This is a genomic window from Flavobacterium sp. CR10 (assembly GCF_055814415.1).
Map to the genome: position 1 here is coordinate 2,602,167 of NZ_CP185985.1, position 21,718 is coordinate 2,623,884.

Annotated in this window: 22 protein-coding genes; 6 read left to right on the forward strand and 16 right to left on the reverse strand. The window is 34.1% G+C overall.

All coding sequences use genetic code 11. The annotated features are described in order from the left end of the window. Nucleotides 1-57: 57 nt before the first annotated feature. A complete protein-coding gene (locus tag ACNRYB_RS11600; RefSeq protein ID WP_129748459.1) occupies nucleotides 58-501 on the forward strand; it encodes a hypothetical protein in 444 nt (147 codons plus the stop codon). A 156-nt stretch (nucleotides 502-657) separates the two neighbouring features. On the opposite strand, the gene ACNRYB_RS11605 is transcribed toward ACNRYB_RS11600, so the two are convergent. The 15 genes from ACNRYB_RS11605 to ACNRYB_RS11675 form a co-directional block, all read right to left on the reverse strand. Beyond that, entirely contained in the window at nucleotides 658-2,514 is a 1,857-nt protein-coding gene (locus ACNRYB_RS11605) for a M61 family metallopeptidase (RefSeq protein WP_129748458.1), read from the reverse strand. A 110-nt stretch (nucleotides 2,515-2,624) separates the two neighbouring features. After that, nucleotides 2,625-2,903, reverse strand: coding sequence for a DUF2805 domain-containing protein (locus ACNRYB_RS11610; protein ID WP_129748457.1), 279 nt, complete (start codon nucleotides 2,901-2,903; stop codon nucleotides 2,625-2,627). Between the two features lie 121 nt (nucleotides 2,904-3,024). After that, entirely contained in the window at nucleotides 3,025-3,852 is an 828-nt protein-coding gene (locus ACNRYB_RS11615) for a sterol desaturase family protein (protein ID WP_473730153.1), read from the reverse strand. Between the two features lie 127 nt (nucleotides 3,853-3,979). Beyond that, the gene (locus ACNRYB_RS11620; RefSeq protein WP_129748455.1) at nucleotides 3,980-4,219 is read right to left on the reverse strand and encodes a GlsB/YeaQ/YmgE family stress response membrane protein; all 240 of its coding nucleotides are present in this window, start codon (nucleotides 4,217-4,219) and stop codon (nucleotides 3,980-3,982) included. 37 nt (nucleotides 4,220-4,256) lie between these two features. Further along, nucleotides 4,257-4,964 (reverse strand): aquaporin Z, encoded by a 708-nt coding sequence (aqpZ, locus tag ACNRYB_RS11625; protein WP_129748454.1) that lies wholly within the window; start codon nucleotides 4,962-4,964, stop codon nucleotides 4,257-4,259. Between the two features lie 26 nt (nucleotides 4,965-4,990). Beyond that, a complete protein-coding gene (locus tag ACNRYB_RS11630; protein ID WP_129748453.1) occupies nucleotides 4,991-5,347 on the reverse strand; it encodes a DoxX family protein in 357 nt (118 codons plus the stop codon). A gap of 87 nt (nucleotides 5,348-5,434) precedes the next feature. Beyond that, complete coding sequence (locus ACNRYB_RS11635) at nucleotides 5,435-6,334, reverse strand: EamA family transporter (protein ID WP_473730154.1); 900 nt, start codon at nucleotides 6,332-6,334, stop codon at nucleotides 5,435-5,437. Nucleotides 6,335-6,557: 223 nt separating this feature from the next. Then, complete coding sequence (locus ACNRYB_RS11640; protein ID WP_129748451.1) at nucleotides 6,558-7,685, reverse strand: peptidylprolyl isomerase; 1,128 nt, start codon at nucleotides 7,683-7,685, stop codon at nucleotides 6,558-6,560. 30 nt (nucleotides 7,686-7,715) lie between these two features. After that, nucleotides 7,716-8,792 carry a peptidylprolyl isomerase gene (locus tag ACNRYB_RS11645; protein ID WP_473730155.1) on the reverse strand — a complete coding sequence of 359 codons (1,077 nt, stop codon included), beginning with the start codon at nucleotides 8,790-8,792 and terminating at the stop codon, nucleotides 7,716-7,718. Between the two features lie 15 nt (nucleotides 8,793-8,807). After that, complete coding sequence (gene gldI / locus ACNRYB_RS11650; protein ID WP_473730156.1) at nucleotides 8,808-9,464, reverse strand: gliding motility-associated peptidyl-prolyl isomerase GldI; 657 nt, start codon at nucleotides 9,462-9,464, stop codon at nucleotides 8,808-8,810. An 8-nt stretch (nucleotides 9,465-9,472) separates the two neighbouring features. Next, complete coding sequence (locus ACNRYB_RS11655) at nucleotides 9,473-10,477, reverse strand: DHH family phosphoesterase (RefSeq protein WP_473730157.1); 1,005 nt, start codon at nucleotides 10,475-10,477, stop codon at nucleotides 9,473-9,475. A gap of 171 nt (nucleotides 10,478-10,648) precedes the next feature. Continuing rightward, the gene (locus ACNRYB_RS11660; protein ID WP_473730158.1) at nucleotides 10,649-11,884 is read right to left on the reverse strand and encodes a voltage-gated chloride channel family protein; all 1,236 of its coding nucleotides are present in this window, start codon (nucleotides 11,882-11,884) and stop codon (nucleotides 10,649-10,651) included. A gap of 98 nt (nucleotides 11,885-11,982) precedes the next feature. Then, nucleotides 11,983-12,363, reverse strand: coding sequence for a RidA family protein (locus tag ACNRYB_RS11665; protein ID WP_111366914.1), 381 nt, complete (start codon nucleotides 12,361-12,363; stop codon nucleotides 11,983-11,985). Nucleotides 12,364-12,508: 145 nt separating this feature from the next. Continuing rightward, nucleotides 12,509-12,814 carry a chaperone modulator CbpM gene (locus ACNRYB_RS11670; protein WP_473730159.1) on the reverse strand — a complete coding sequence of 102 codons (306 nt, stop codon included), beginning with the start codon at nucleotides 12,812-12,814 and terminating at the stop codon, nucleotides 12,509-12,511. After that, entirely contained in the window at nucleotides 12,811-13,722 is a 912-nt protein-coding gene (locus ACNRYB_RS11675; RefSeq protein WP_473730160.1) for a DnaJ C-terminal domain-containing protein, read from the reverse strand. Before ACNRYB_RS11675 ends, ACNRYB_RS11670 begins: the two co-directional genes overlap by 4 nt. A gap of 294 nt (nucleotides 13,723-14,016) precedes the next feature. On the opposite strand from ACNRYB_RS11675, the gene ACNRYB_RS11680 reads away from it, so the two are divergent. After that, nucleotides 14,017-14,730, forward strand: coding sequence for a hypothetical protein (locus ACNRYB_RS11680; protein WP_473730161.1), 714 nt, complete (start codon nucleotides 14,017-14,019; stop codon nucleotides 14,728-14,730). A 139-nt stretch (nucleotides 14,731-14,869) separates the two neighbouring features. On the opposite strand, the gene ACNRYB_RS11685 is transcribed toward ACNRYB_RS11680, so the two are convergent. Continuing rightward, nucleotides 14,870-15,397 (reverse strand): hypothetical protein, encoded by a 528-nt coding sequence (locus tag ACNRYB_RS11685; protein WP_343705737.1) that lies wholly within the window; start codon nucleotides 15,395-15,397, stop codon nucleotides 14,870-14,872. Nucleotides 15,398-15,639: 242 nt separating this feature from the next. On the opposite strand from ACNRYB_RS11685, the gene guaA reads away from it, so the two are divergent. The 4 genes from guaA (at nucleotide 15,640) to ACNRYB_RS11705 (ending at nucleotide 21,716) form a co-directional block, all read left to right on the forward strand. Continuing rightward, nucleotides 15,640-17,169 carry a glutamine-hydrolyzing GMP synthase gene (gene guaA / locus ACNRYB_RS11690; RefSeq protein WP_008462460.1) on the forward strand — a complete coding sequence of 510 codons (1,530 nt, stop codon included), beginning with the start codon at nucleotides 15,640-15,642 and terminating at the stop codon, nucleotides 17,167-17,169. A gap of 63 nt (nucleotides 17,170-17,232) precedes the next feature. Further along, entirely contained in the window at nucleotides 17,233-19,146 is a 1,914-nt protein-coding gene (locus ACNRYB_RS11695; RefSeq protein WP_473730162.1) for a LysM peptidoglycan-binding domain-containing protein, read from the forward strand. A gap of 93 nt (nucleotides 19,147-19,239) precedes the next feature. Then, nucleotides 19,240-21,315 carry a LysM peptidoglycan-binding domain-containing protein gene (locus tag ACNRYB_RS11700; RefSeq protein ID WP_473730163.1) on the forward strand — a complete coding sequence of 692 codons (2,076 nt, stop codon included), beginning with the start codon at nucleotides 19,240-19,242 and terminating at the stop codon, nucleotides 21,313-21,315. Next, on the forward strand, nucleotides 21,315-21,716 hold the full coding sequence (locus ACNRYB_RS11705) for an OsmC family protein (protein ID WP_142449598.1): 402 nt from the start codon (nucleotides 21,315-21,317) through the stop codon (nucleotides 21,714-21,716). Before ACNRYB_RS11700 ends, ACNRYB_RS11705 begins: the two co-directional genes overlap by 1 nt. The last annotated feature ends 2 nt before the right edge of the window (nucleotides 21,717-21,718 follow it).

A 21,718-nucleotide genomic window follows, 5' to 3' on the forward strand; every position in this document is an offset into this window, starting at 1 on the left:
CGTGGCAAAACAACAAAAAACTTCACGAAATTTGCACTTCAAATAAAGACAATCAATATGAAGATCAATTTAAAATCAGGAATAGATAAACTGCTTTTCGGAATGAAGCAGAATGACGTAACAGCAGCTTTAGGAAAACCTGATAAAAATTATAAAGACGAAGACGATAATGTGATTTTTGTTTACAACTCTCATAAAATGAGACTAACTTTCTACGAAGAAGAAGATCTTAAATTAGGGTATATTGTAGCTTCAAGCAATGATCTGGAAGTTTTCGGATTCAAAATAATCGGAAGAAAAATTGCTGATGTAAAGAAAGATTTCGCTGCAAAACAAATTACAAAATACAATCAGGAAACTTTTGATACTTTCGAAAACTACTTCAACGAAGACAACTGGTTTATCCTTCAAACAGAATTTGATGAGGTAGTGAAGTTTGAAATTGGAGCGATTATCAACAACAAAGATGAATTTGATTGGAAATTTCCTGTAAAGAAATAAACTCTTTTTTGTCAGGCTGAGCGGAGTCGAAGCCCAACTCAGTGCGGATTTAACTTGCGATGGCTTCGACTCCACTCAGCCTGACAAACCTAGAAAATTACAGCATAAAAAAAACCGACAATCACTTGTCGGTTTTTTTATGTTTTTAAAAGGAAATTAACCTTTTAACCATGCGTTTTTAAGTTTCTCTTTTGAAGCATCGGTCGCTTTAAAAGTTTCAGCTTCTTCAAATGGCAATTTTACAGTTCCTTTAATGGTTTCTTCTTTTCCGCCACGTTTTACTTTCAAAGTAATAGGGTCATTATCTTTCCAGTTTTCACTTTCAGTAATCAAATCATAAATGTTGTCCAAATTGTATGATTTGTTGTTTACAGCTAAGATTTTATCGCCACCTTTTAAATTCAGATTTTTATAGAAATCAACAGATTCAGAATCTGGGCGAACTGCGATTTCTTTTGTTGCTTTATCAACAGTTATGTATGGAGTTTGTCCTTTGATAAACGGATTTCCAGTTTTTTTCTCCATTGCTTTTGTAACACCAACTTTTGCTAAGTAAAAATCATAAGGAATTGGAGTAGTTCCAGCCACATATTTGTTTAAAAATTCTCCAACTTCAGGATAAGTCAATGAAGTGATTTTGGCAAATAATTCATCGTCATTGAACGGTTTTTCAACACCATATTCATCAGATAATTTATGCATTAAATCCAAAATACCTCTTTCTCCGTTGCTTTTTTCTCTAATGATAATATCGATGCACATTCCAATTAAAGCTCCTTTTTGGTAGACATTTAAGTATTGGTCTTTATAAGGCTGTTCTAATACATTTTTACTCATTACAGTAAAAGACATTGTATCATCTAATTGTTTAGATTGTGCAATTTTATCTGCAATACGAGTGTAGAATTCAGCTTCGTCAATCAAACCTTGGTTGATTTGGAAAAGATTAGCAAAATATTCTGTTACACCTTCATACATCCATAAATGCTCAGACATTTTTGGCGCATTGTAATCAAAATACTGAATTTCTTTTGAGTGAATTGTTAATGGAGTTACAATATGAAAGAACTCATGAGAAACCACATCTTTCATAGATTCTACCAATTTTTCTTTTGGCATAGATTCTGGCAAAACTACCGTAGTAGCAGTTGGGTGCTCTAAAGCTCCAAAACCGTGAGCATCATCTTTTGCCATACTTGATAAGTATAATAACACAGTATATTTTTTAGTAGAATTTACTTTCCCTAAAAAGTTTTTCTGTGCTGTCATCATCGTTTTCATTTCTGGAGTAATGCTTTCAGCAGTATATTTTCCAGTAGGAGAGTATACGGCAATTAAGATGTCCATTCCGTTTACATTAAAAGTAGTGTAATCAGGTTTAGAATACATAATTGGGTTTTCTACCAAAATAGCATAACGAGAAGTCGTGAATACATCAGAAGTATTGCTTGCATCTTGATCTGTCATAGAAGTTGCCCCCCAAAGTGTTTCAGGATGTGTGATAGTAACTTTGTACGGAACATCCAATTTATCTTTAAAATAACCCACAAATCCATGAGTATTTACCATGAAATTTTTTCCCGCATCAATGTTTGTTCCTGCTGGAGAGAAAACATCATCATTTCCAAATCCAGTTCCTTTTTCAGTATCGAAAGTATCGTTTACCAAATAAGTGATTTTTTTTAATGCTTTTGCGTTTGAAATAGACCAAGAATTATCGTCTAATCTTTTTACCGTAAGCGGATTTCCTTTAGCATCAAATGCTCTGAAGTCTTCAGAATATTTTCCGTAGTTGTCTGTTGAATACGTACCAGGAACGGTTTTCGGAATACTATAAACAATTTCATCCGTCTTAATGGCTGGTGGTGTGACTGTTACTAAGACTTTATCGTCTTTAACATCTGTTAGATTGATATTAACTTCAACTATATTACTTTTTGCGGCTCCAGTGCTCCCTGTTTTACAGCTCCAAAAAGTGACCGCTAGAGCTAAGGTGTAAAGTATTTTTTTCATTTGTATATGTTTAGTTAATTATATTTGACACAAAAAGCATTAAAAAGTTACTAAAAAATCACAATAATTTTAACTATAAAAAAAAACTCCTGAAAAACAGGAGCTCTATGTTAGTCTAATTTATTCTTGATATAATATTTTCCGTCCAAATCTTCATCAAAATCATCTATTTTAACTGGTTTTGGTTTTGGCTTATTCGCAATTGCCTTCTTTTTCCACATCTCAAATTTTTCAAGAGGCATTTTCTTTTTCATAATGTCCAGGACTTCTTTTTCTGCCAATCCAAACTCTTTTTTTATAATTTCAAATGGATTTCTTTCTTCTAAAGCTAACGAAACAAGTCTTTCGCTTTGTTCCGGAGTTAATTCTTTGCGGCTACTCTTTTTCATCTCGTGAAAATTAATTCAAAATAGGGTGTTAATTATTAATAGATTGATTTTCAATTCTTGTATCAATATTAAAAAAAAAAATAATAAGTTGTTTCAGTAAAGTGCACTTTTTTTAGAGAATTTAGCTGTTTTTAAAGGATCTTGATTTTTGAAATGGAATTTTTAGCAGATTCTTCAATTCATTATTTTCTTCTGGGAGCATATGAGTATCTACACCGTATATAAGCTGATCTTTTGGCAAATAAGTGAAAGTTCCAAAAAGCCTGTCCCAAACAGAAAAAATATTTCCATAATTACTATCTGTGTATGGCAATACATAATGATGATGCACTTTATGCATATTCGGAGAAACAATAAAATAGCTTAAGAAAACGTCTAATTTTTCTGGAAGCGAAATATTGGCGTGATTAAATTGTGAAGCGACAACAGATAATGACTGATAGAGAAAAACCATCCACATGGGTGATCCAACAATTAAAACGCCTAAAGTGGTAAAAACAAAACGAACAACACTTTCTCCTGGATGATGCCTATTTGCTGAAGTAGTATCAATCCAAGTGTCGGTATGATGCACCAAATGAAATTGCCACAGAATTTTTACTTTATGTTCGATCAAATGAACTAAATAAGCTCCAATTAAATCCAAAAGCAATAAGCCAATTATGGTATAAAGCCAAATTGGTATTTGCGGAAGCCATTGCAGAATTCCAAAATTATTTTCGACTGTCCACGCCGCGGTTTTTATTAAAATAAACGCAAGAATAAAATTGACCACAATGGTTGTAAAGGTAAAAAAGAAGTTTATCCCAGCGTGAGGCCATTTCTTGTATTGCATTTTAAACAAGGGAAAACTGTTTTCAATAAGCCAAAAAATGGTAATGCCACCCACTAGAATAAGGCTTCTGTGTGATGATGGAATTGTGCTGAAGTAAGAAATGATTTCGTTCATAATACATACATATTTGAGTTGAAATAGAATTTTCTTGTCGATTTTATCCAAACAAAAAAGAGAAAATCAAATATAAATATATCAGATTTTCTCTTTCGATTTCAATTATGTACCAACTAATTGGCTATTATTTTTTGATGAGGCTGATTATAAATAATAAAACCCAAGCACCACCTACGGCAATCAGAATTTGCCATAGAAGGCCTCCGCCTCCAATACCAAGTTTTCCGGCGATCCATCCTCCGATAAATCCGCCTATGATTCCAACAATGATATTGCCAAGTAATCCAAAACCAGAACCTTTCCAGATTTGGCCAGCTAGCCATCCAGAAATGGCACCTATAAGTAAGAAATATAAAAATTCCATATTTTATTTTTTTTGATGATATGTCGACTTTTTCTTTTTATGCTTCAGCATGATTTTGAAGCAGTGTCTTATAAAGGAAACCAGCCGCTAATGCACCAAGAATAGGGGCGATCCAAAACAGCCAAACCTGAGATAATGGCTCTCCTCCAACAAAAATAGCTTGAGATAATGATCTCGCAGGGTTTACAGAAGTATTTGTAATTGGAATACTGATTAAGTGTATTAATGTCAAAGCTAAACCAATTGCAATTCCTGCAAATCTGCCATTTGCAAATTTATCAGTAGCTCCTAAGATCACTAATAAGAAGAATAAAGTAAGTACAAATTCTGCAATAAAAGCAGACTGTAATGAATAACCATCAGGAGAAAAAGCTCCAAAACCATTAGATGCAAAGGCACCAGCTTTTGTGTTGTCTATTGCAAAACCAGCTTTTCCAGAAGCTATTGTGTATAAAGTTCCGGCAGCAGCAGCAGCTCCAACACATTGTGCAATGATGTACGGAATAAGATCTTTACCAGAAAATCTTCCGCCTGCCCACAAACCAAAAGAAACCGCTGGATTAAAATGACCGCCAGAAATATGACCAACAGCGTATGCCATGGTAAGTACCGTTAAACCAAAAGCTAAAGCAACACCCGCAAATCCGATTCCTAAATCTGGAATTCCAGCAGCAAAAATTGCGCTTCCGCATCCGCCAAAAACAAGCCAATAAGTCCCAAAAAACTCTGCAAATAATTTTTTCATAATAAAATAATTTAATGGTTAAATGTTTAGAATGTATATTGGTAAGCCCAATAAATTAAAACAATTTGTAAGGGCAAACGTACAAATAAAATCCATCTTGGTAAACCAAAACCTGCTTTTTTATTTTGAAACATGTACAAATTAGCAGGAAATACAGCAATTAATAGCATTATAATTCCCCAGGCGGCAAAATGTGATGAAAAAGGCAGGAGCAGAAAGATGCCTAAAATGATTTCGGCGGCACCACTTAAAATATTTATTAATTTGGGGTTTTTTAATGCGGGCGGAATGATTTTTATGTACATTCCAGGACTTCTAAAATGATTTATCCCAGCAAGAATATATAAGCAAGCCATTAAATATAAATGCCAAGGTAAAATCATGATATTTAATTGTTTATCACGAAATTATAAAAAAATTAACAATTATTGCATTACATAACTGTTTTTTTTAATAATGCTTATTTGGAGTTATCTTTTTGGTTTGAAATTTACATTCATAATAATAATGGCTAAAATGATCAATACGATTCCAACCCATTGAGAAAAGATTACTTTTTCGTTTAATAAAACATATGCCATCATTACAGAAACTGGCAGTTCAAGCGCAGAAACGATGCTTCCTAGTCCAATTCCAGTCAAAGGAAAGCCAGCTGTCATTAAAAGCGGTGGAATGATGGTACCGAATAATGACAATACAATTCCCCATTTTAAGAAGATTTCTAGATTGAATGCAGTTATCTGAGTTGCAAAGGCGAATGAAAAAACAATAATAGCACCGCCTAGAAGCATATAAAGACTTCTTTGCGCTGATGAAATTTCGGTTGCAACGCGATTAGCAGTAAACATTGTTGTAGTGAAAGAAGCTGCGGCCAGCATTCCCCAAACTAAACCTCTCCAATCTAATTCGATATCATTATTGATAATATTGGTTGCTAAAACAGTTCCGAAAAGCACTATAAATACAGCAATTACTTTTTGTTTTGAAGGCAATTTTTTTTCTAAAATCATTTCAAGTAAAACTCCCATCCAAACGGTTTGCATTAATAAAACGATTCCGATAGAAACAGGAATATATTTTACGGCCAAATAGTAAAATAAACTTGTCATTCCTAGTGAAGTTCCTGCAAGCATTAAATTGAAAATATTTTTAGGAGAAGCTTTTACAGCTGTATTTTTGTTTTTAATACGCTGAAAAAGATTGATTATAAGAATACCTAGAATTCCGTAAATAAATTGTGAGGTTGTGACTTCTGCAGTTGTGTATCCTTCAGAATAAGCCATTTTTACAAATGTGGCCAACATTCCGTAAGTGGTTGCTCCCAAAGCAACAAGAAAAACACCTTTTAATACATTATTTTGCGACGTCATAAATTATCTGTTTTAAAAAATTAAGCCGGCAAAGGTAAGCTATTTTGTTTAGGATTCTATCGTACTATGTTGAAAATGGTAATTAAATGGCAATAAAATTTAATTTTAAACTCTTGAATTAAGAATTCTTTAAAAAGTGAAAATGCTGAAAAATATAAAAAGCCATCAAAAATAATTCTGATGGCTTTTTATATTTATGAAGAACAAATCTTCTCTTTTCTAATTAATTAGGCTGATTTTGATACGTTTCAATTTCAAAAATCAGAGTTGCATTTGGAGGAATTACACCGCCAGCACCTTTTTCTCCATACGCTAAATTTGAAGGCAAGAAGAAAGTTGCTTTTTCTCCGTCTGTCATCATATCAAGGGCTTCAATAAAACCAGGAATCATACCATCTTTTTTACCAACTGTAAAAGGGAAAGCTTTGTAACCGCCTTGTGCATCTCTGTTTGCATCATATTTTCCGTAGGTTTTTGCTACTGGAGCCATGCTGCTGTCAAATAAACTTCCATCTTCAAAGTATCCAGCATAATGGAAATAAATTGTAGAACCTTCAGCACCTTTAACGCCTGTTCCTTTTTGCGTTACTACATATTTTAAACCGGTAGAAGTTGCAGTTGCTTTTGCTTTCAAGTCTTTAAAATAAGCAGCTTTAGCAGTTACTACTTTTTTTGCTTCTTCTTTTTTAGCGGCTTCTTTTTTTACATCATCGCTTAAAACTTTTAAAGCGTCAAATTTCTTTGCAGCTGCACCTTTACGTGTAATAACGATTTTTGTCATTACATCATCCTGAACAATTTTATTTACAACGTCCATTCCAGAAACTACGTGTCCAAAAATAGTGTGTTTTCCGTTTAACCAAGGCGTATCTTTATGTGTAATGAAAAATTGGCTTCCGTTTGTTGCAGGACCAGAATTTGCCATTGCCAGCACACCGCCTTTTTCAAATTTCAAATCGTCTACAAATTCATCTTTAAAAGAATATCCAGGACCTCCAGTACCATTTCCTTCAGGATCACCACCTTGAATCATGAAATCATTAATAACTCTGTGAAATTTTAATCCGTTATAAAATGGTTTTCCTTTAAGAGACGCCTTAACATTAGGATTTGTACCTTCTGCCAAAGTAATAAAGTTTGCTACTGTAACAGGAGCTTTTACATATTCTAAAGAAAGAACAATATCTCCTTTTGTAGTAGAAATTGTTGCAAAAATTCCATCGCCTGGGTTTGCTGTTGTAGCTGCGACTTTGCTTGTAGGTTTGGTTGCTGGTTTAGCAGCAGGCTTTTTGGTTTGGGCCTGAATATTTACTATTGCTAAACAAAATAAAAACAGAAATTTAAATTTCATTGCTTTTTAATTTTTAAGTCTATAATTCGATTATTTTTTATCTGAAATCTGGATTTCGAAAATAATATTAGCGTTTGGCGGAATTACACCTCCAGCACCAGTTGCTCCATAAGCTAAGTGAGATGGAATGAAAAGAACGGCTTTGTCTCCAAAAGATAATTGTTCAACCCCTTCGATAAAACCAGGAATTAAACCGTCTTTTTTCCCAGCTTGAAATTGAATTGGCTGGTAGCCGCCTTGTGCTGCTCTAGCTGGATCAAATTTTCCGAATTGTTTTGCCACTTCTTCAATGCTAGTGTCAAACAAAGTTCCGTTTTCAAGGAAACCTGCGTAGCTAATGTAGATTTGGCTTCCTGCAGCAGGTTTTTTACCATTTCCTTTTTCTGTAATTACATATTCTAAACCGCTTGCAGTTTTAGTTGCTTTTGTTTTTAAAGCGGCATAAGAATCTACTTTTTCTTTTTGAACTCCAGCATATTTCTGCTGTTCTTTTGCGATGTCAGCAAAATAATCATGGAATACTTTTACAGCATCAAATTTTTTCGCTGCTTCACCATTTCTGATGATTGTAACAGAAACAATATTGTCGCCTTGAACCACTTTATTTACCACTTCCTGATCTTTAGCGCTTACCACATGACCAAAAATAGTGTGCAAATTATCTAGCCAAGGAGTTTCTACGTGAGTAATAAAAAATTGGCTGCTGTTTGTGCCTGGACCGTTATTAGCCATTGCTAAAACTCCAGCTTTGTCAAATTTTAGATCTGAGAATTCGTCTTTAAATTTATAACCAGTATCTCCAGAACCAGTTCCCAATGGATCACCAGTTTGGATCATAAAACTTTCAATAACTCTATGAAATTTTAAACCATCAAAAAAGGGTTTGTTTTTTAATTGTTCATGTGTTACAAACTCGTTTTTGCCTTCAGCTAAAGTCACAAAGTTTGCTACTGTTATCGGCGCTTTTTTATAATCAAGCTCTACAATGATGTGACCTTTGTTTGTCTCGATATCGGCATATAAACCATCTGGCAGATTACTATGATCATCTTTACAAGAATAAAATGAGCTTACGGCTATTAGTAATAATAAAATACTCTTTTTCATTTTAAGATATTGTTTTTATTGAGTTAATGTGTCTTTTTTAGCTGATGCTGCAGGTTTTGCAACTGCAGGTTTTGGTGTTGCGGTTTGAGTAGACTGTGCAGCTGGTTTTGCTGTTTGAGCCGTTGGATCTGGAACAAAATTTCTAAGTGTAACCGTAACGATTAAAGATTCATTTGGACCAATTTTTTTGTTGTCTCCGTGATATCCGTATGCCATATGCGATGGAAATAAAAATGTAACCGTCTCATTTTTATGTATTCTTTTAATTCCGTCACGTAAACCCATCATAATGTCTTGTTTGTCTACATAATAGGTTTGTGGGCCAAGATCAGATTCCGAGTAGATGCTATTGCCTTTAATGTCTTTTATTTCCATATTGAAGTAAGCAATATCACCTTTTCTAGGAGCTAAAGTTTCTGCTGCATTTTTTTCTTCGTAGCAAAACCAGTACCCTTTTGGAGTGGCATAATATTTTACTTTCGGATTGCTCTTGATTATTTTTTTAATGACTTCCTCTTCGTTGGCTACTAATTTTTTATTTCGGTCAGCCGATTTTTTCATGAATGTTCCCGAAGCTCTAGAAATAGGTCTTCTGGCTTCTTCATGATGCTTGCAACTGCTTAACAAAACAGTAAAAAGCAAAGTATAAATGCTAAGTTTTAGGTAATTCATGATTTGGGTTATAATTTTAGTTTTTTGACTAAATCTTCAAATTTATTTATTGTTTCTTCCATAGAAGCTTCAGATCTTCCTCCGGCTGCATTGACGTGTCCGCCTCCGTTAAAATGGTCTCTTGCAAATTGGTTAACATCAAATCCTCCTTGAGAACGGAAAGAAATTTTAATGATCTTTTCTTCTTTATTTTCAATGAATATGGCTGTAAAAACAATTCCACGAATGCTTAATCCGTAATTTACGATTCCTTCAGTATCACCTTTTACATAGTTAAACGAATCAAGTTCTTCTTGTGTAAGTGTCATATAGGAGGTTTTGTGTTCCTCAAAAATCTTCATGTTTTGAAGTGCACGGCCTAATAACTGCAAACGGCTAAAAGAGCTATTATCGTATAGCAAAACTGGAATTTGGGTATTTTCTACTCCTAAATCGATCAATTCGGCAATAATTCTATGCGTATTTCCAGTGGTTCCTGGAAAACGGAAAGAACCAGAATCGGTCAAAATTCCAGTATAGATGCAAGTGGCAATGGTTTTATCGATATCTTCTTTTTTGTTTAAAAAGGCAATGAAATTATAAACCATCTCACAAGTAGATCCGTAAGAAGTGTCTGAATACGTATAAGCTGCATAATCATGAGGTTTTTCATGATGGTCGATCATGATAAACGGAGCCGTAAGTTTTGCGAGAGTATGCTCCATTTCGCCAGTACGATGAAAAGCATTAAAATCTAGCGTAAAAATAAGTTCGGCTTCTTCTAATATTTTAGTACAGTTTTGAGTATCCTTTTCATAGATTTTTACTGTTTCTGAGCCTGGAAGCCAAGCTAAAAAATCAGGAAAATCATTTGGAGAAATAACGGTTGGCTGATGATTATTTTTGAGTAAAAAATGGTACAAAGCTAGAGTAGAGCCCATGGCGTCACCATCTGGTCCTCTGTGCGGAATTATTGCAATTTTCTTTGGCGCAGCAAGCAATAATTGAATCGCTTGAATATCTTGTATTTTCATAGTGTGCGAATTTACATTTTTTTAATGTAATGCTGAAAATAATTTTAGTGGCAGTGTTAAGTGGTCAGTCTCAGTCTCAGTTTTCAGTCTTCTTGTTTAGGCACAGTTTGCAACGTATTATTAGCGTAAACAACGACTGCGACTGAAAACTGTGAATGAGACTAAGATACTCTAAAGAAATTTTTGGTACAATTTATATTTCGCACCCTTTACAATCTGAGATTTATAAATTCCAACAGAACCAGAAGAGAAATAAGCAATTGTGCAGGCAATTGCAATGAAAATTCCAGGAGCGATTCCGAATAATTCCATTCCCATAACGGTGCAGGCAATAGGAGTGTGGGTTGCTCCAGAGAAAACAGCAACAAACCCAATTCCGGCTAAAAGAGCAATCGGCATTGGAATTACGGTTGATAAAGCGCTTCCTAAAGTAGCTCCGACAAAAAATAATGGCGTTACTTCTCCGCCTTTAAAACCGGCTCCAAGTGTAAATCCTGTAAATAAAATTTTAAGCAGAAAGTCATACCATTGGCTAGGATTTGAAAAAGAATCGACAATAACAGGAACGCCTAATCCAGAGAATTTTGTAAATCCTAAACCCGCAAGGGCAATGGCTAAAACTGCGCCGCCAATTACAGGACGAAGCGGTGGATATTTAATGTTTTTAGAAAAAAGCGAACCCCAAAAATGCGTGCTTCTGGAAAATAATAAAGCAGCAAAACCTGATAAAACTCCAACAATTAGAGTAAAAATAATATTGTTTAAGCTAAGTTCTGGAATTATTGGAATACTATAATGTGTATGTTTTATTTCCCAGAATTCTACAGTAAAATACGCAGCATAAGCCACTAAAAAAGAAAGCAGAATACTTTTAAAATTGATTTTACTGAAATATAAAACTTCCAAAGCGAAAATTGCACCAGCTAGAGGTGTTCCAAAAACAGAGGCAAAACCCGCGCTGATTCCAAGAATGATTAAAATTCTGCGTTCTGAATTATCAAGATTAAAAAACTTGGTAAATTGGTCGGCAATTGCGCCTCCCATTTGTACCGCAGTTCCTTCTCGTCCTGCAGATCCTCCAAACAAATGGGTAAGCAATGTTCCTAAAAGAACTAAAGGAGCCATTTTAAACGGAATGACTTTTTTAGGACTTTCGTATTCTTCAAGCAAAAGATTATTTCCTTTTGCAACTGATTCTCCCCAATAGTAATAACTCAATCCGACCAAAAATCCGCCGAAAGGCAAAAGCCAGATAATCCAATCATGCTGAATTCTAAATTGTGTAACCCATTCTAAAGAAACTAAAAAGAAAGCAGATGCAGAACCTGAAAATATACCCACTAAAGCACAGATAAGAATCCATTTAGGAAGTGAAAGCAGGAATTGTTTAGGATTTAAGGAAGTCATTAAGATTTGAGTGACTTTTTTGCCACGAATTCACAAATTTAAAGAATTAGATTCTTTTTGATAAAAAATAATTCGTGAATTCGTGGCGAAAAAAAATATTATACTACAGCAGTAAATTCGATTTCCACCAAATATTCTGGAGCAACCAATTTGCTGATTCCGTAAAATCCTGTAGTTGGTTTTACATCTTTAAAGAAAGCAGAATGTGCTCTGGCCACTTCTTCAAAAGTAGAAACGTCTGTCGTGAAAATTCTTGTTCTGATAACATCCTTCATACCTACATTTAAATCTTCTAAAACTTTTTCTACTCGTTCCAAAATATTATACGTTTGAGCATAAGCGTCATCAGCTTTTACTTTATCGCCGTCAACAATGGCTACAGTTCCAGAAACTTCAACAATATTGCCAATTCTTACGGCACGGCAATATCCCATTTTGTCTTCCCACGGAGATCCAGTTAAGATGTTTTCTCTTTTCATTTTTTATAATTTTTGCGAATTTGTCTGTACGGTTTTAAAAGCAAATTCAGGTTAATTAAAGTTGCCGCAATTTAAGGATTATGCTTCTGTCAGCGATTAAAAAAAGCTTGAAATCAATTCAGAAATCAAGCTTTTTTGTGATATTTTATTCGGTTTCTCTTTCTTCGTAAAGACGAAGCTTATTTTGTACTGTATTCAAATTTTGTTGTAAGGTTTCAATTTTATTCAAAAGGTTTGCAATAGCATCAATTCCCTCCAGATTTATTTTGAGATCATAATGCATGCGAATCATTTTCTCGACCGTAGCAAGCTGTTCGGGTTCTAGATATTCATCATTTTCTTCCGTTATAATATGAATGAGTCCGTAGTTGCTAAGTTCAGTTATAAAAGTATTTTCGATTTCGTGGTAAATACAAAACTGTTTGATCTGGATTAAATTTTTATTTTTCATGACTTTCTTAGTTTTGCTAATTCTTCAAATAATTCTTTTTCTTTATCCGACAGCTTTGTTGGAAGTTTTATAGTATACGTGATGTATAAATCACCAAACTGATTCTCTTTTTTATAAACTGGAAAACCTTTTCCTTTCAGCTTCACTTTGGTTCCAGGCTGAGTTTCTGCTGGAACTTTGATTTTTACTTTTCCGTCAAAAGTATTGATATAGGTTTCTCCACCTAAAATTGCCGTGTACAAATCAATCGGCGCATCGGCATACAAATTATTGCCTTCTCTTTTAAAATCTGAATTATTAGAAATTATAAAAGTGATGTATAAATCTCCGTTTGGTCCGCCGTTTACTCCCGGTCCGCCATGATTTGGAATTTTAATAATCTGTCCATTTTCAACACCAGCAGGAATTGTAATTCGAATATTTTTTCCGTTTACCGTTAAATTTTGTTTGTGTGTTGTGTAAGCCGCTTTTAGGTCTAATTCTAATTCGGCATTAAAATCCTGTCCTCTATATTTAGCCTGCGTTCTGCTTCTGCCTGCACCTCCTCCATACATCGAATTGAAGAATTCCGAAAAATCTCCACCTCCAAAACCAGAGAAATCGCCTTCAGAATATTGATAACCGCCTTGCTGTCTGCTTTGCTGCTGATTAGGATCATAACCCGCTTTTTCAAATTCGTCAGCATGTTTCCAGTCTTTTCCGTATTTATCGTATTTTTTTCGATTTTCGGGATTGCTTAAAACTTCGTTAGCTTCATTTATTTCTTTGAATTTTTTTTCAGCTTCTTTATCATTCGGATTTAAATCGGGATGATATTTTCTAGCCAGTTTTCGATATGCTTTTTTGATGTCTGCTTCTGTTGCAGATTTTGTAACATCCAATACTTTATAATAGTCGATATAATCCATTTTATTGAGATTTTAAATGGTAAAATAAAGTCTTGAAGTTAAGAATAAGTTGTTAATAATCAAAATGCTAAATCTTTTTGTAGATTGATTTTTTGGAATTTGTAAATTTTAGATTTGAAATTTATTTTTTACAAAGTAAAAAATCTTGGCAGGTTTTTTGCTTCCAAAAATTAGCTTAATTATATGTTATAAAACTCCTAAAGTTGTAGCAAGTAAGTAAATTATACTATTTTTGTGAAGCTGGACTTTTGATTTATATTAATTATAAAAGGCGATTCGATAATACTTTTTTCAATGAAGCACATTTTATTTTTCATATTGTTTTTTACTGCACTGTCTGTATCAGCCCAAATTGAGTCTAGTACTAAATTCAAAACTATTCCGGGCGGAAAGTTTACTGCAAAGCCTAAAAAGACTCCAGTTCCTGAGACAAAAGATCCACTGGCAGAATTTAATGATATGCCAGCGATTAAAACTCCAAATGTTTTTGAAAATACAACTATAACTCCAAAATCTAAATTTCAGATTGGAGAGGAGAAAAGCAAATTTACCATGTCTACAGAAACCGATTTTGCTAATCCGGGCGATCGATATGTAGCCAAAATGGAAAAAGATTTAGATAAATCACTAAAAGATGCTGGTTTAAGAGAAGGCCGCGGCGTTTTGGTGAAGAAAAATATTTCGTTAGGAGATTTTAAAACCAAATCGGAATACTTCATTGTTAAGTTCCGTGATTTTGGAGCAATTGACGGAGATTTGGTTAAGGTTTCTGTAAATGATTTTGTAGTTCGAGATCGGATTTTATTAGATTCAAATTTTCAGCAGGTCAAAATAAATCTGGGACAAGGCTTTAATAAATTAGATTTTGAAGCTCTAAATATAGGTACACTTGGAGGAAACACCGCAGAAATACAAGTTTACGACGATAAAGGAAATCTAGTAACAAATGATTATTGGGACAATCTAGCCGCAGGATTTAAGGCTTCTATTGTTGTGACAAAGGAATAGCGCTTTTAGCGCTAGGTTCAAAGGAACAAAGGTTCAAAGGGACAGAGTTTTACACTTCGTTTGCCTTTGAACCTTTTTTTATTGAGTTGCAGCAGAAACCTCTGGACCTTTGCTACTTTGAACCTTTGAACCTCAAAATTTAAAACGGATCCGCAGTAACCTTAAACTTCATATCTGCTTTTACTGTAACATCTTTTGTTAAGGTTTCTTTTATGGTTACTTTAGTTCTTATTTTGTAGCTGTCTGCTTTAATGTATTGATCTAGTTTTTGATCAGTACAAATTAAATCGATTGTGTTGCTAGATACGTTGATATTATCAGCATAAGCCAATTCGATTTCATCTGAATTTGATGTCGAAATATACAGATGAACCGATTTTAAAAACGTAAATGTTTTATCTGAAGGATCTGTAATGGATAGTTTCAAGGATTTGATTTTAACATCTTTTACCAAACTAGCTTTTGTTTTGTTGTTTTCAAACTCAGCCGAAGAATTGGTTGTAACCTCTGGAGTGATTATTTCCGAAGGCAGATTGATTGGAGAAGTGCTTTGAATTTTAATCGAAGTATTATTCGAAATAGTAAAAGTCAATAAATCATCAACCGTATTACAAGAAGAGAAAAAAGCAGACATAAAAACAGTCAGCGCAATAATTTTTGATTTCATAGTTTAATTTAAATTGGGTTTTCGTTAAATACGATTTTTTGGAGTTTTTGGATTTCTTTTTTCTAGGTTCAAAGATGCAAAGGTTCAAAGGAACAAAGCAAATAATCTTTCGTTATTTTTATAAACCTTTGAGCCTTTGCAGCTTTGAGCCTTTGAACCTAAAAATCGGAACGTCGAAAAAAAATATTTATTTTTTCAACGTTCCGATTTTTGAATTTCGAATATAAAAAGTACTTTTGCGCATGCAACACAACGTACTTATTTTAGATTTCGGATCGCAATATACTCAGCTTATTGCGCGTAGAGTTCGCGAATTAAATATATTCTGCGAAATTTTTCCTTACAATCACATTCCAAGTGATTTATCAAGTTATAAAGCCGTAATTTTAGGAGGAAGTCCTTTCTCTGTAAGAGGAGAAGATGCACCACATCCTGATTTATCACAAATTAGAGGTAAAATGCCTTTACTTGCTGTTTGTTATGGAGCACAATATTTAGCTCATTTCAGCGGTGGAGAAGTGGCAGCTTCAAATACCAGAGAATACGGAAGAGCTAACTTGTCTTATATTAAAGAAGGCGAAACTTTCTTTGAAGGAGTTTCAGAAAACAGCCAAGTTTGGATGAGCCATAGCGATAGTATCAAAGCGCTTCCAACAAATGCTGTAAAATTAGCAAGCACGCATGATGTAGAATATGCAGCTTACAAAATTGAAGGCGAAACTACTTATGCAATTCAATACCATCCAGAAGTTTACCATTCTACAGACGGTAAAAAAATGTTGGAGAATTTCTTAGTGAAAATTGCTGAAGTTCCGCAAAACTTTACTCCAAATGCTTTCGTTGACGAAATGGTGGCAGAATTGAAAGAAAAACTAGGAAACGATAAAGTGGTTCTTGGTTTATCTGGAGGAGTAGATTCTACAGTAGCAGCCGTTTTATTAAACAAAGCAATCGGGCAAAATTTATATTGCATCTTCGTTAACAATGGGCTTTTACGTAAAAACGAATTCGAAAATGTATTGAACCAATACAAAGGAATGGGGTTAAACGTAAAAGGAGTTGACGCTGGAGATCGTTTCCTTGGCGAATTGGCTGGAATCAGTGATCCAGAAACAAAACGTAAAACAATCGGTCGTGTATTTATCGAAGTTTTTGATGATGAATCACACTTATTAGAAGATGTAAAATGGTTAGCGCAAGGAACTATTTACCCAGACGTTATTGAGTCTGTTTCGGTAAAAGGACCGTCTGCAACTATTAAATCTCACCACAACGTTGGTGGATTGCCAGATTATATGAAATTAAAAATTGTAGAACCGCTTAGAATGCTTTTCAAAGATGAAGTGAGAAGAGTAGGAGCTACATTAGGAATAGATCCTGAATTATTAGGAAGACACCCTTTCCCAGGACCAGGATTATCAATCAGAATTTTAGGAGATATTACTCCGGAGAAAGTTAGAATTTTACAAGATGTAGATTCTGTATTTATCGAAGGATTAAAATCTTGGGGATTATACGATAAAGTTTGGCAGGCTGGAGCAATTTTGCTTCCTGTAAACAGTGTTGGTGTTATGGGTGATGAGCGTACTTACGAAAAAGTAGTAGCGCTTAGAGCGGTAGAATCAACAGATGGTATGACTGCTGACTGGGTTCATTTACCTTACGATTTCTTGATGAAAGTGTCTAATGACATTATCAATAAAGTAAAAGGCGTGAATCGTGTAGTTTACGATATTAGTTCAAAACCACCTGCAACAATTGAGTGGGAATAGTAGCATAATTTAAAATTAAGGTCTTACATTTGTAAGGCCTTAATTTTTTATAACCTACTATTTATGAGAGAACTTTTAACAATTTCTCTTGTCTTTATTTTGTCTTTTAACAAAATAATTGCGCAAGATTCAATTATCGAGCACAAGATTCAAAAAGGTGAAACCGCTTATTTTATTGCCCAAAAGTATAAGGTTTCTATCGATGAGATTTACAAACTCAACCCCGAATCGCAAAACGGAATCAAAGACAATCAGGTTTTAAAGATTCCAGTTCACAACTCAGAAAATACAACTTCAAAGCAGCAAACCCATATTGTTGCGCCAAAAGAAACATTGTTTGGTTTATCAAAACAATATCATGTTTCGGTTGAAGCCATTCAGAATGCCAATCAGGAAATTTTAGCCAGCGGACTTCAAATAGGTCAAGAACTGATTATTCCTCAAAATTCAGATCATTCTTTAAAACAAGAAATTGCTGTTTCTTCAAAAACAACACATCAGGTTGTGGCTAAAGAATCTTTGTTCAGCATTGCAAGACAATACAATGTTTCGGTTCAGGATTTAGAAAACCTTAATAAAGATATTTTAATTAATGGATTACAGATTGGCCAGACAATTTCTATTCCAAACAAAAGAAAAACATTGGATGGAAGAGTTCGTGTTATCAATCAGGAAACGGTTTTTCATGTGGTTGAACCAAAGGAGACCAAATTTTCGATTGCAAAGAAATACGGAATTTCAATCGATCAGCTAGAATCTCAAAATCCTGAAATTGTAAACGGATTAATTGTTGGAAACAAATTGGCGATTAATACAAAAGGAATTCAACCCACAAACGAAAGTGAAGAATTAATGTTGGCTTTGGCCGAAAAACAAGTTGTGGTTGAAAAAACAAAAGCCAAAACGGTTGAAATTGAAGATTTGAAAGATCGATTGGTTGTTCAGAAAGAAATGAATCAGAAAATCATAAAGATTAATGATTTGAAAGTGAATCTGAATGATATGAATGGTTCTAAAGAAAACTCAGTTGAAAAACTGCGTTTGGTTTTAGAAGCCAATAAAAATGTTCAAGATGTTTTAATGGCAAAATTAGATTCGCTTGTTGCAGCAATGAATGATGATTTGAAAGAATTGAAAAGAATGGATATTCTAAATGTTGAAGAATCAAAAAGATTAGAAAAACAATCATCGGAAGGAATCAATAAAACCAATGAATTATCATCTCAACTGAAAAAGGAATTGGCAGAAAACAGAAAAGTGTATGCCGGTTTGATGAATAAAGTAGAGAAAATTGCCGTTGAGGAAAATCAGGAGTATAAGAAGAAAATCCGCGAAAGCGAGAAAAAAGCCAATACAGAACCTTTGCAACAACGTTTGTCTTTAGAGGAAATTAATCGCTATAAAGAAGATCAGCAAAAAGGAGATGAAAAGAATCAACTTTTAATTGCTAAAATTGATTCGCTTGACAATCAGAAAAAGATTGAAGTAAAAAGACATATCAGCAAAGCTTCGTATTATAGCATGGAAGCTCGAAAGTTTGATGATAAACTAGCTTTAGTAAAATTGAAAAAATATCAAGATGAAGCAGTCAAAAAACAGAAAAAGGATAACACTGTTGAAAATTCAAAAACAATTTCGCTAGAAGAAATGAAACAAGAATTGAAAGACAATCCGTTACGACCTGATAAAATAGTAAAAGTAGAAGTTTATGATAATCTTAGAGAAGTTTCGAACGGGTATTACTTAGTTTTGGGTATATTTACAGACGCAGTTGACCGAGATAAGCTTATTATGAAACTCATTGATTCTGGCGATTTTAACGCTAGTTTCTTTTTCAATATTAACAGCCTTTCGTACTATGTTTACAGCGATAAATTTGAAAACATGGAAGAAGTGCTTTATAAATGCAAGAAAAAAGAAGAAGATGAGTTATATAAAGAAATCGTAATTGCCAAAGTAGAAATCGATTTGAGGTGATTTTTGCATGAAATAACAAACGGCTCGAATTTTGCTTTTGGATAATCTGTGAGATATTTTTAAATTAGAAATTAAATTGTTTTAAGCCATATTATGAAATACTATTTAACATTATTGTCTCTTGTATTCTTTATCAGTTCAAGTGCTTTTTCTCAGGAAAAAGTGGTGAAGTATAAAGTGTCAAGCGGTGAAACTATTAATCAGATTGCTCAAAAATTTAAGGTTACGCCTTATGACATTTATAAGCTAAATCCAGATGCCAGAACAGGTTTAAGCCCGAATACAGTATTGCTGATTCCGACGGCAACAGGGGAAGCAAAAAAAGAAGTTTCAGAAACTAAAACTGCTGCTGCTTCAGGAAAAGATATTATTCATGAAGTGCAGCCAAAAGAAACTTTTTGGAGTATTGAGCATAAATACGGAATTACAGATGAAGCGTTAAAAGCAGCAAATCCGTTTCTAGAAAAAGATGGTGTTCAAATTGGACAAAAATTGGTTATCCCTGCAAAAGGATCTGCTCCAAAACCAGCAGCAAAACCTGCTAAGGAAAAAGGTGCTGAAAAATACGTTTATCATGACGTTCAGCCAAAAGAAACAAAATTTGGCATTGCAAAACAGTACAATATGACTGTTGATGAATTAGAAAAACGCAATCCAGATATCGTTAATAGTTTGCCAGTTGGTTACAGACTGACTATAAAAGGAACTGCGCCAAAAACAGAAAATGTACCTGCAGAAACTGCAAAAGCTGTAGAAAGCAAGAAGCCAGCTGAATCTTCTAAAAAGGCTGTGACTTATATGGAGTATCAGGTAAAACCGAAAGAAACTTTTTATAGTTTAGGAAGAGTTTTTCATTTATCTCAAGACGAACTGGTGGCATTAAATCCGTCACTTTCTGAAGGGGTAAAAGAAGGAATGGTCTTGAAAGTTCCTGCTGGATATATAGCACCTGCACCAATTATTACAGCACAAATTCCTGTTGAAAAACCAGCTGATTCTTCGGTAAACAAACCTGTAGAAAGCACTGGAGGCGGAATTAAGATTATCGATAAAGTAAAATCTACTGAAAATGAAAATGTAGAAATCGTAGAATTAACCAAAAAAAGAGGTGTTAACGAGCGTAAAAAAGTAGTTTTATTGCTTCCTTTTAACTTGGCAAAAGTGCAAAGTGATACGTCTGGAACGGCTAATAGAATTAAAAATGATAAGTTCTTAAATATGACTTTAGATTTTTATTCTGGAGCTCTGATGGCGATTGACTCTGCAAAAACATTGAAACTGCCAATTGATGTTGTGATTTATGATTCGCAGGAAACAAAAACGACTTCGAGCATAGTAAGTTTAGTTCCAAAACTTCAAGATGCAGATGCTGTAATCGGGCCATTTTATCAGAATAATGCAGAAGTAGCAGCTAATATGCTTCGTTCTAGCAACGTGCCAGTTATTTCTCCTTTATCAAAAGATAGTGCCAATCCGATTGACAATTTATATCAAACTGTGCCTGCAAATGATGTTATCAGAAATGCTGTTTTTGATTTTATGCGTTCTAAAAATGGAAATATAATTGCGGTAGTTGATAAGAAAAAAGAATCGGTTATCAATTATATCAAACAGAACCAAAAGGGAGTTGCATTTGCATCTCTAACTGAAACTGGCGGTTTGGATGTGGCGAATTTAAAAAGCCTGCTGATTCCAAGCCGAATGAATTATGTTGTGATGGAAACAGGAAATACAGCTATGGTTAAAGCTACCATAAAAGCTTTGCTTGATTCTCAGAAAACTTGTCAGGTACAGCTTGTAATTTTGGAGCCAAATAGCACATTGGACACAGACGAAATTAGTTTTGATAATTTAGTAAAATTAAAATTAATGTATCCTTCTGTAACTCGAGAAAGTGATGAACAGCCAGTTTTAATTTATGAAAAACAATATCGTCTGAAAAACAAAGCAAATCCGACGACTTATGCAACTAGAGGATTTGACGTAACGTTTGATACGATGATGCGTTTAATGCAAGGAAAAACATTTCCAGAAACAGCTGATTTGATGACGACTCAGCAAGTAGATAATAAATTTCAATATTATAGAAAAGAAGACGGCGGACACGCTAATAAAGGTGTTTACATCTTGTATTATGATAGTGATTTAACTTTAAAAGTAGCAAATTAATGACATCAAAAGTAACCTATTTAGGAGATTTAAGAACAAGTTCAATTCACGTGCAATCAGGAAGCGAAATCATTTCTGACGCACCATTAGATAATAACGGAAAAGGAGAAGCATTTTCTCCAACAGATACAGTTGCAAACGCTTTGGCAAGCTGCATGATGACCATTATGGGAATCAAAGCTCGCGATTTAGAAGTTGATTTTGTTGGATCTACAGCAGAAGTAACTAAAATCATGAATGCAGAGCCAAGAAGAATTGGAGCCATCGAAATTGTATTTCAAATGAAAAGCAACGCTGACGAAAAAAGTAAAACTATTTTAGAACGTGCTGCGATGACTTGCCCAGTATTTTTAAGCTTAAGCAGTGAAATCGAAAAGAAAATTACGTTCAACTGGAGTTAATT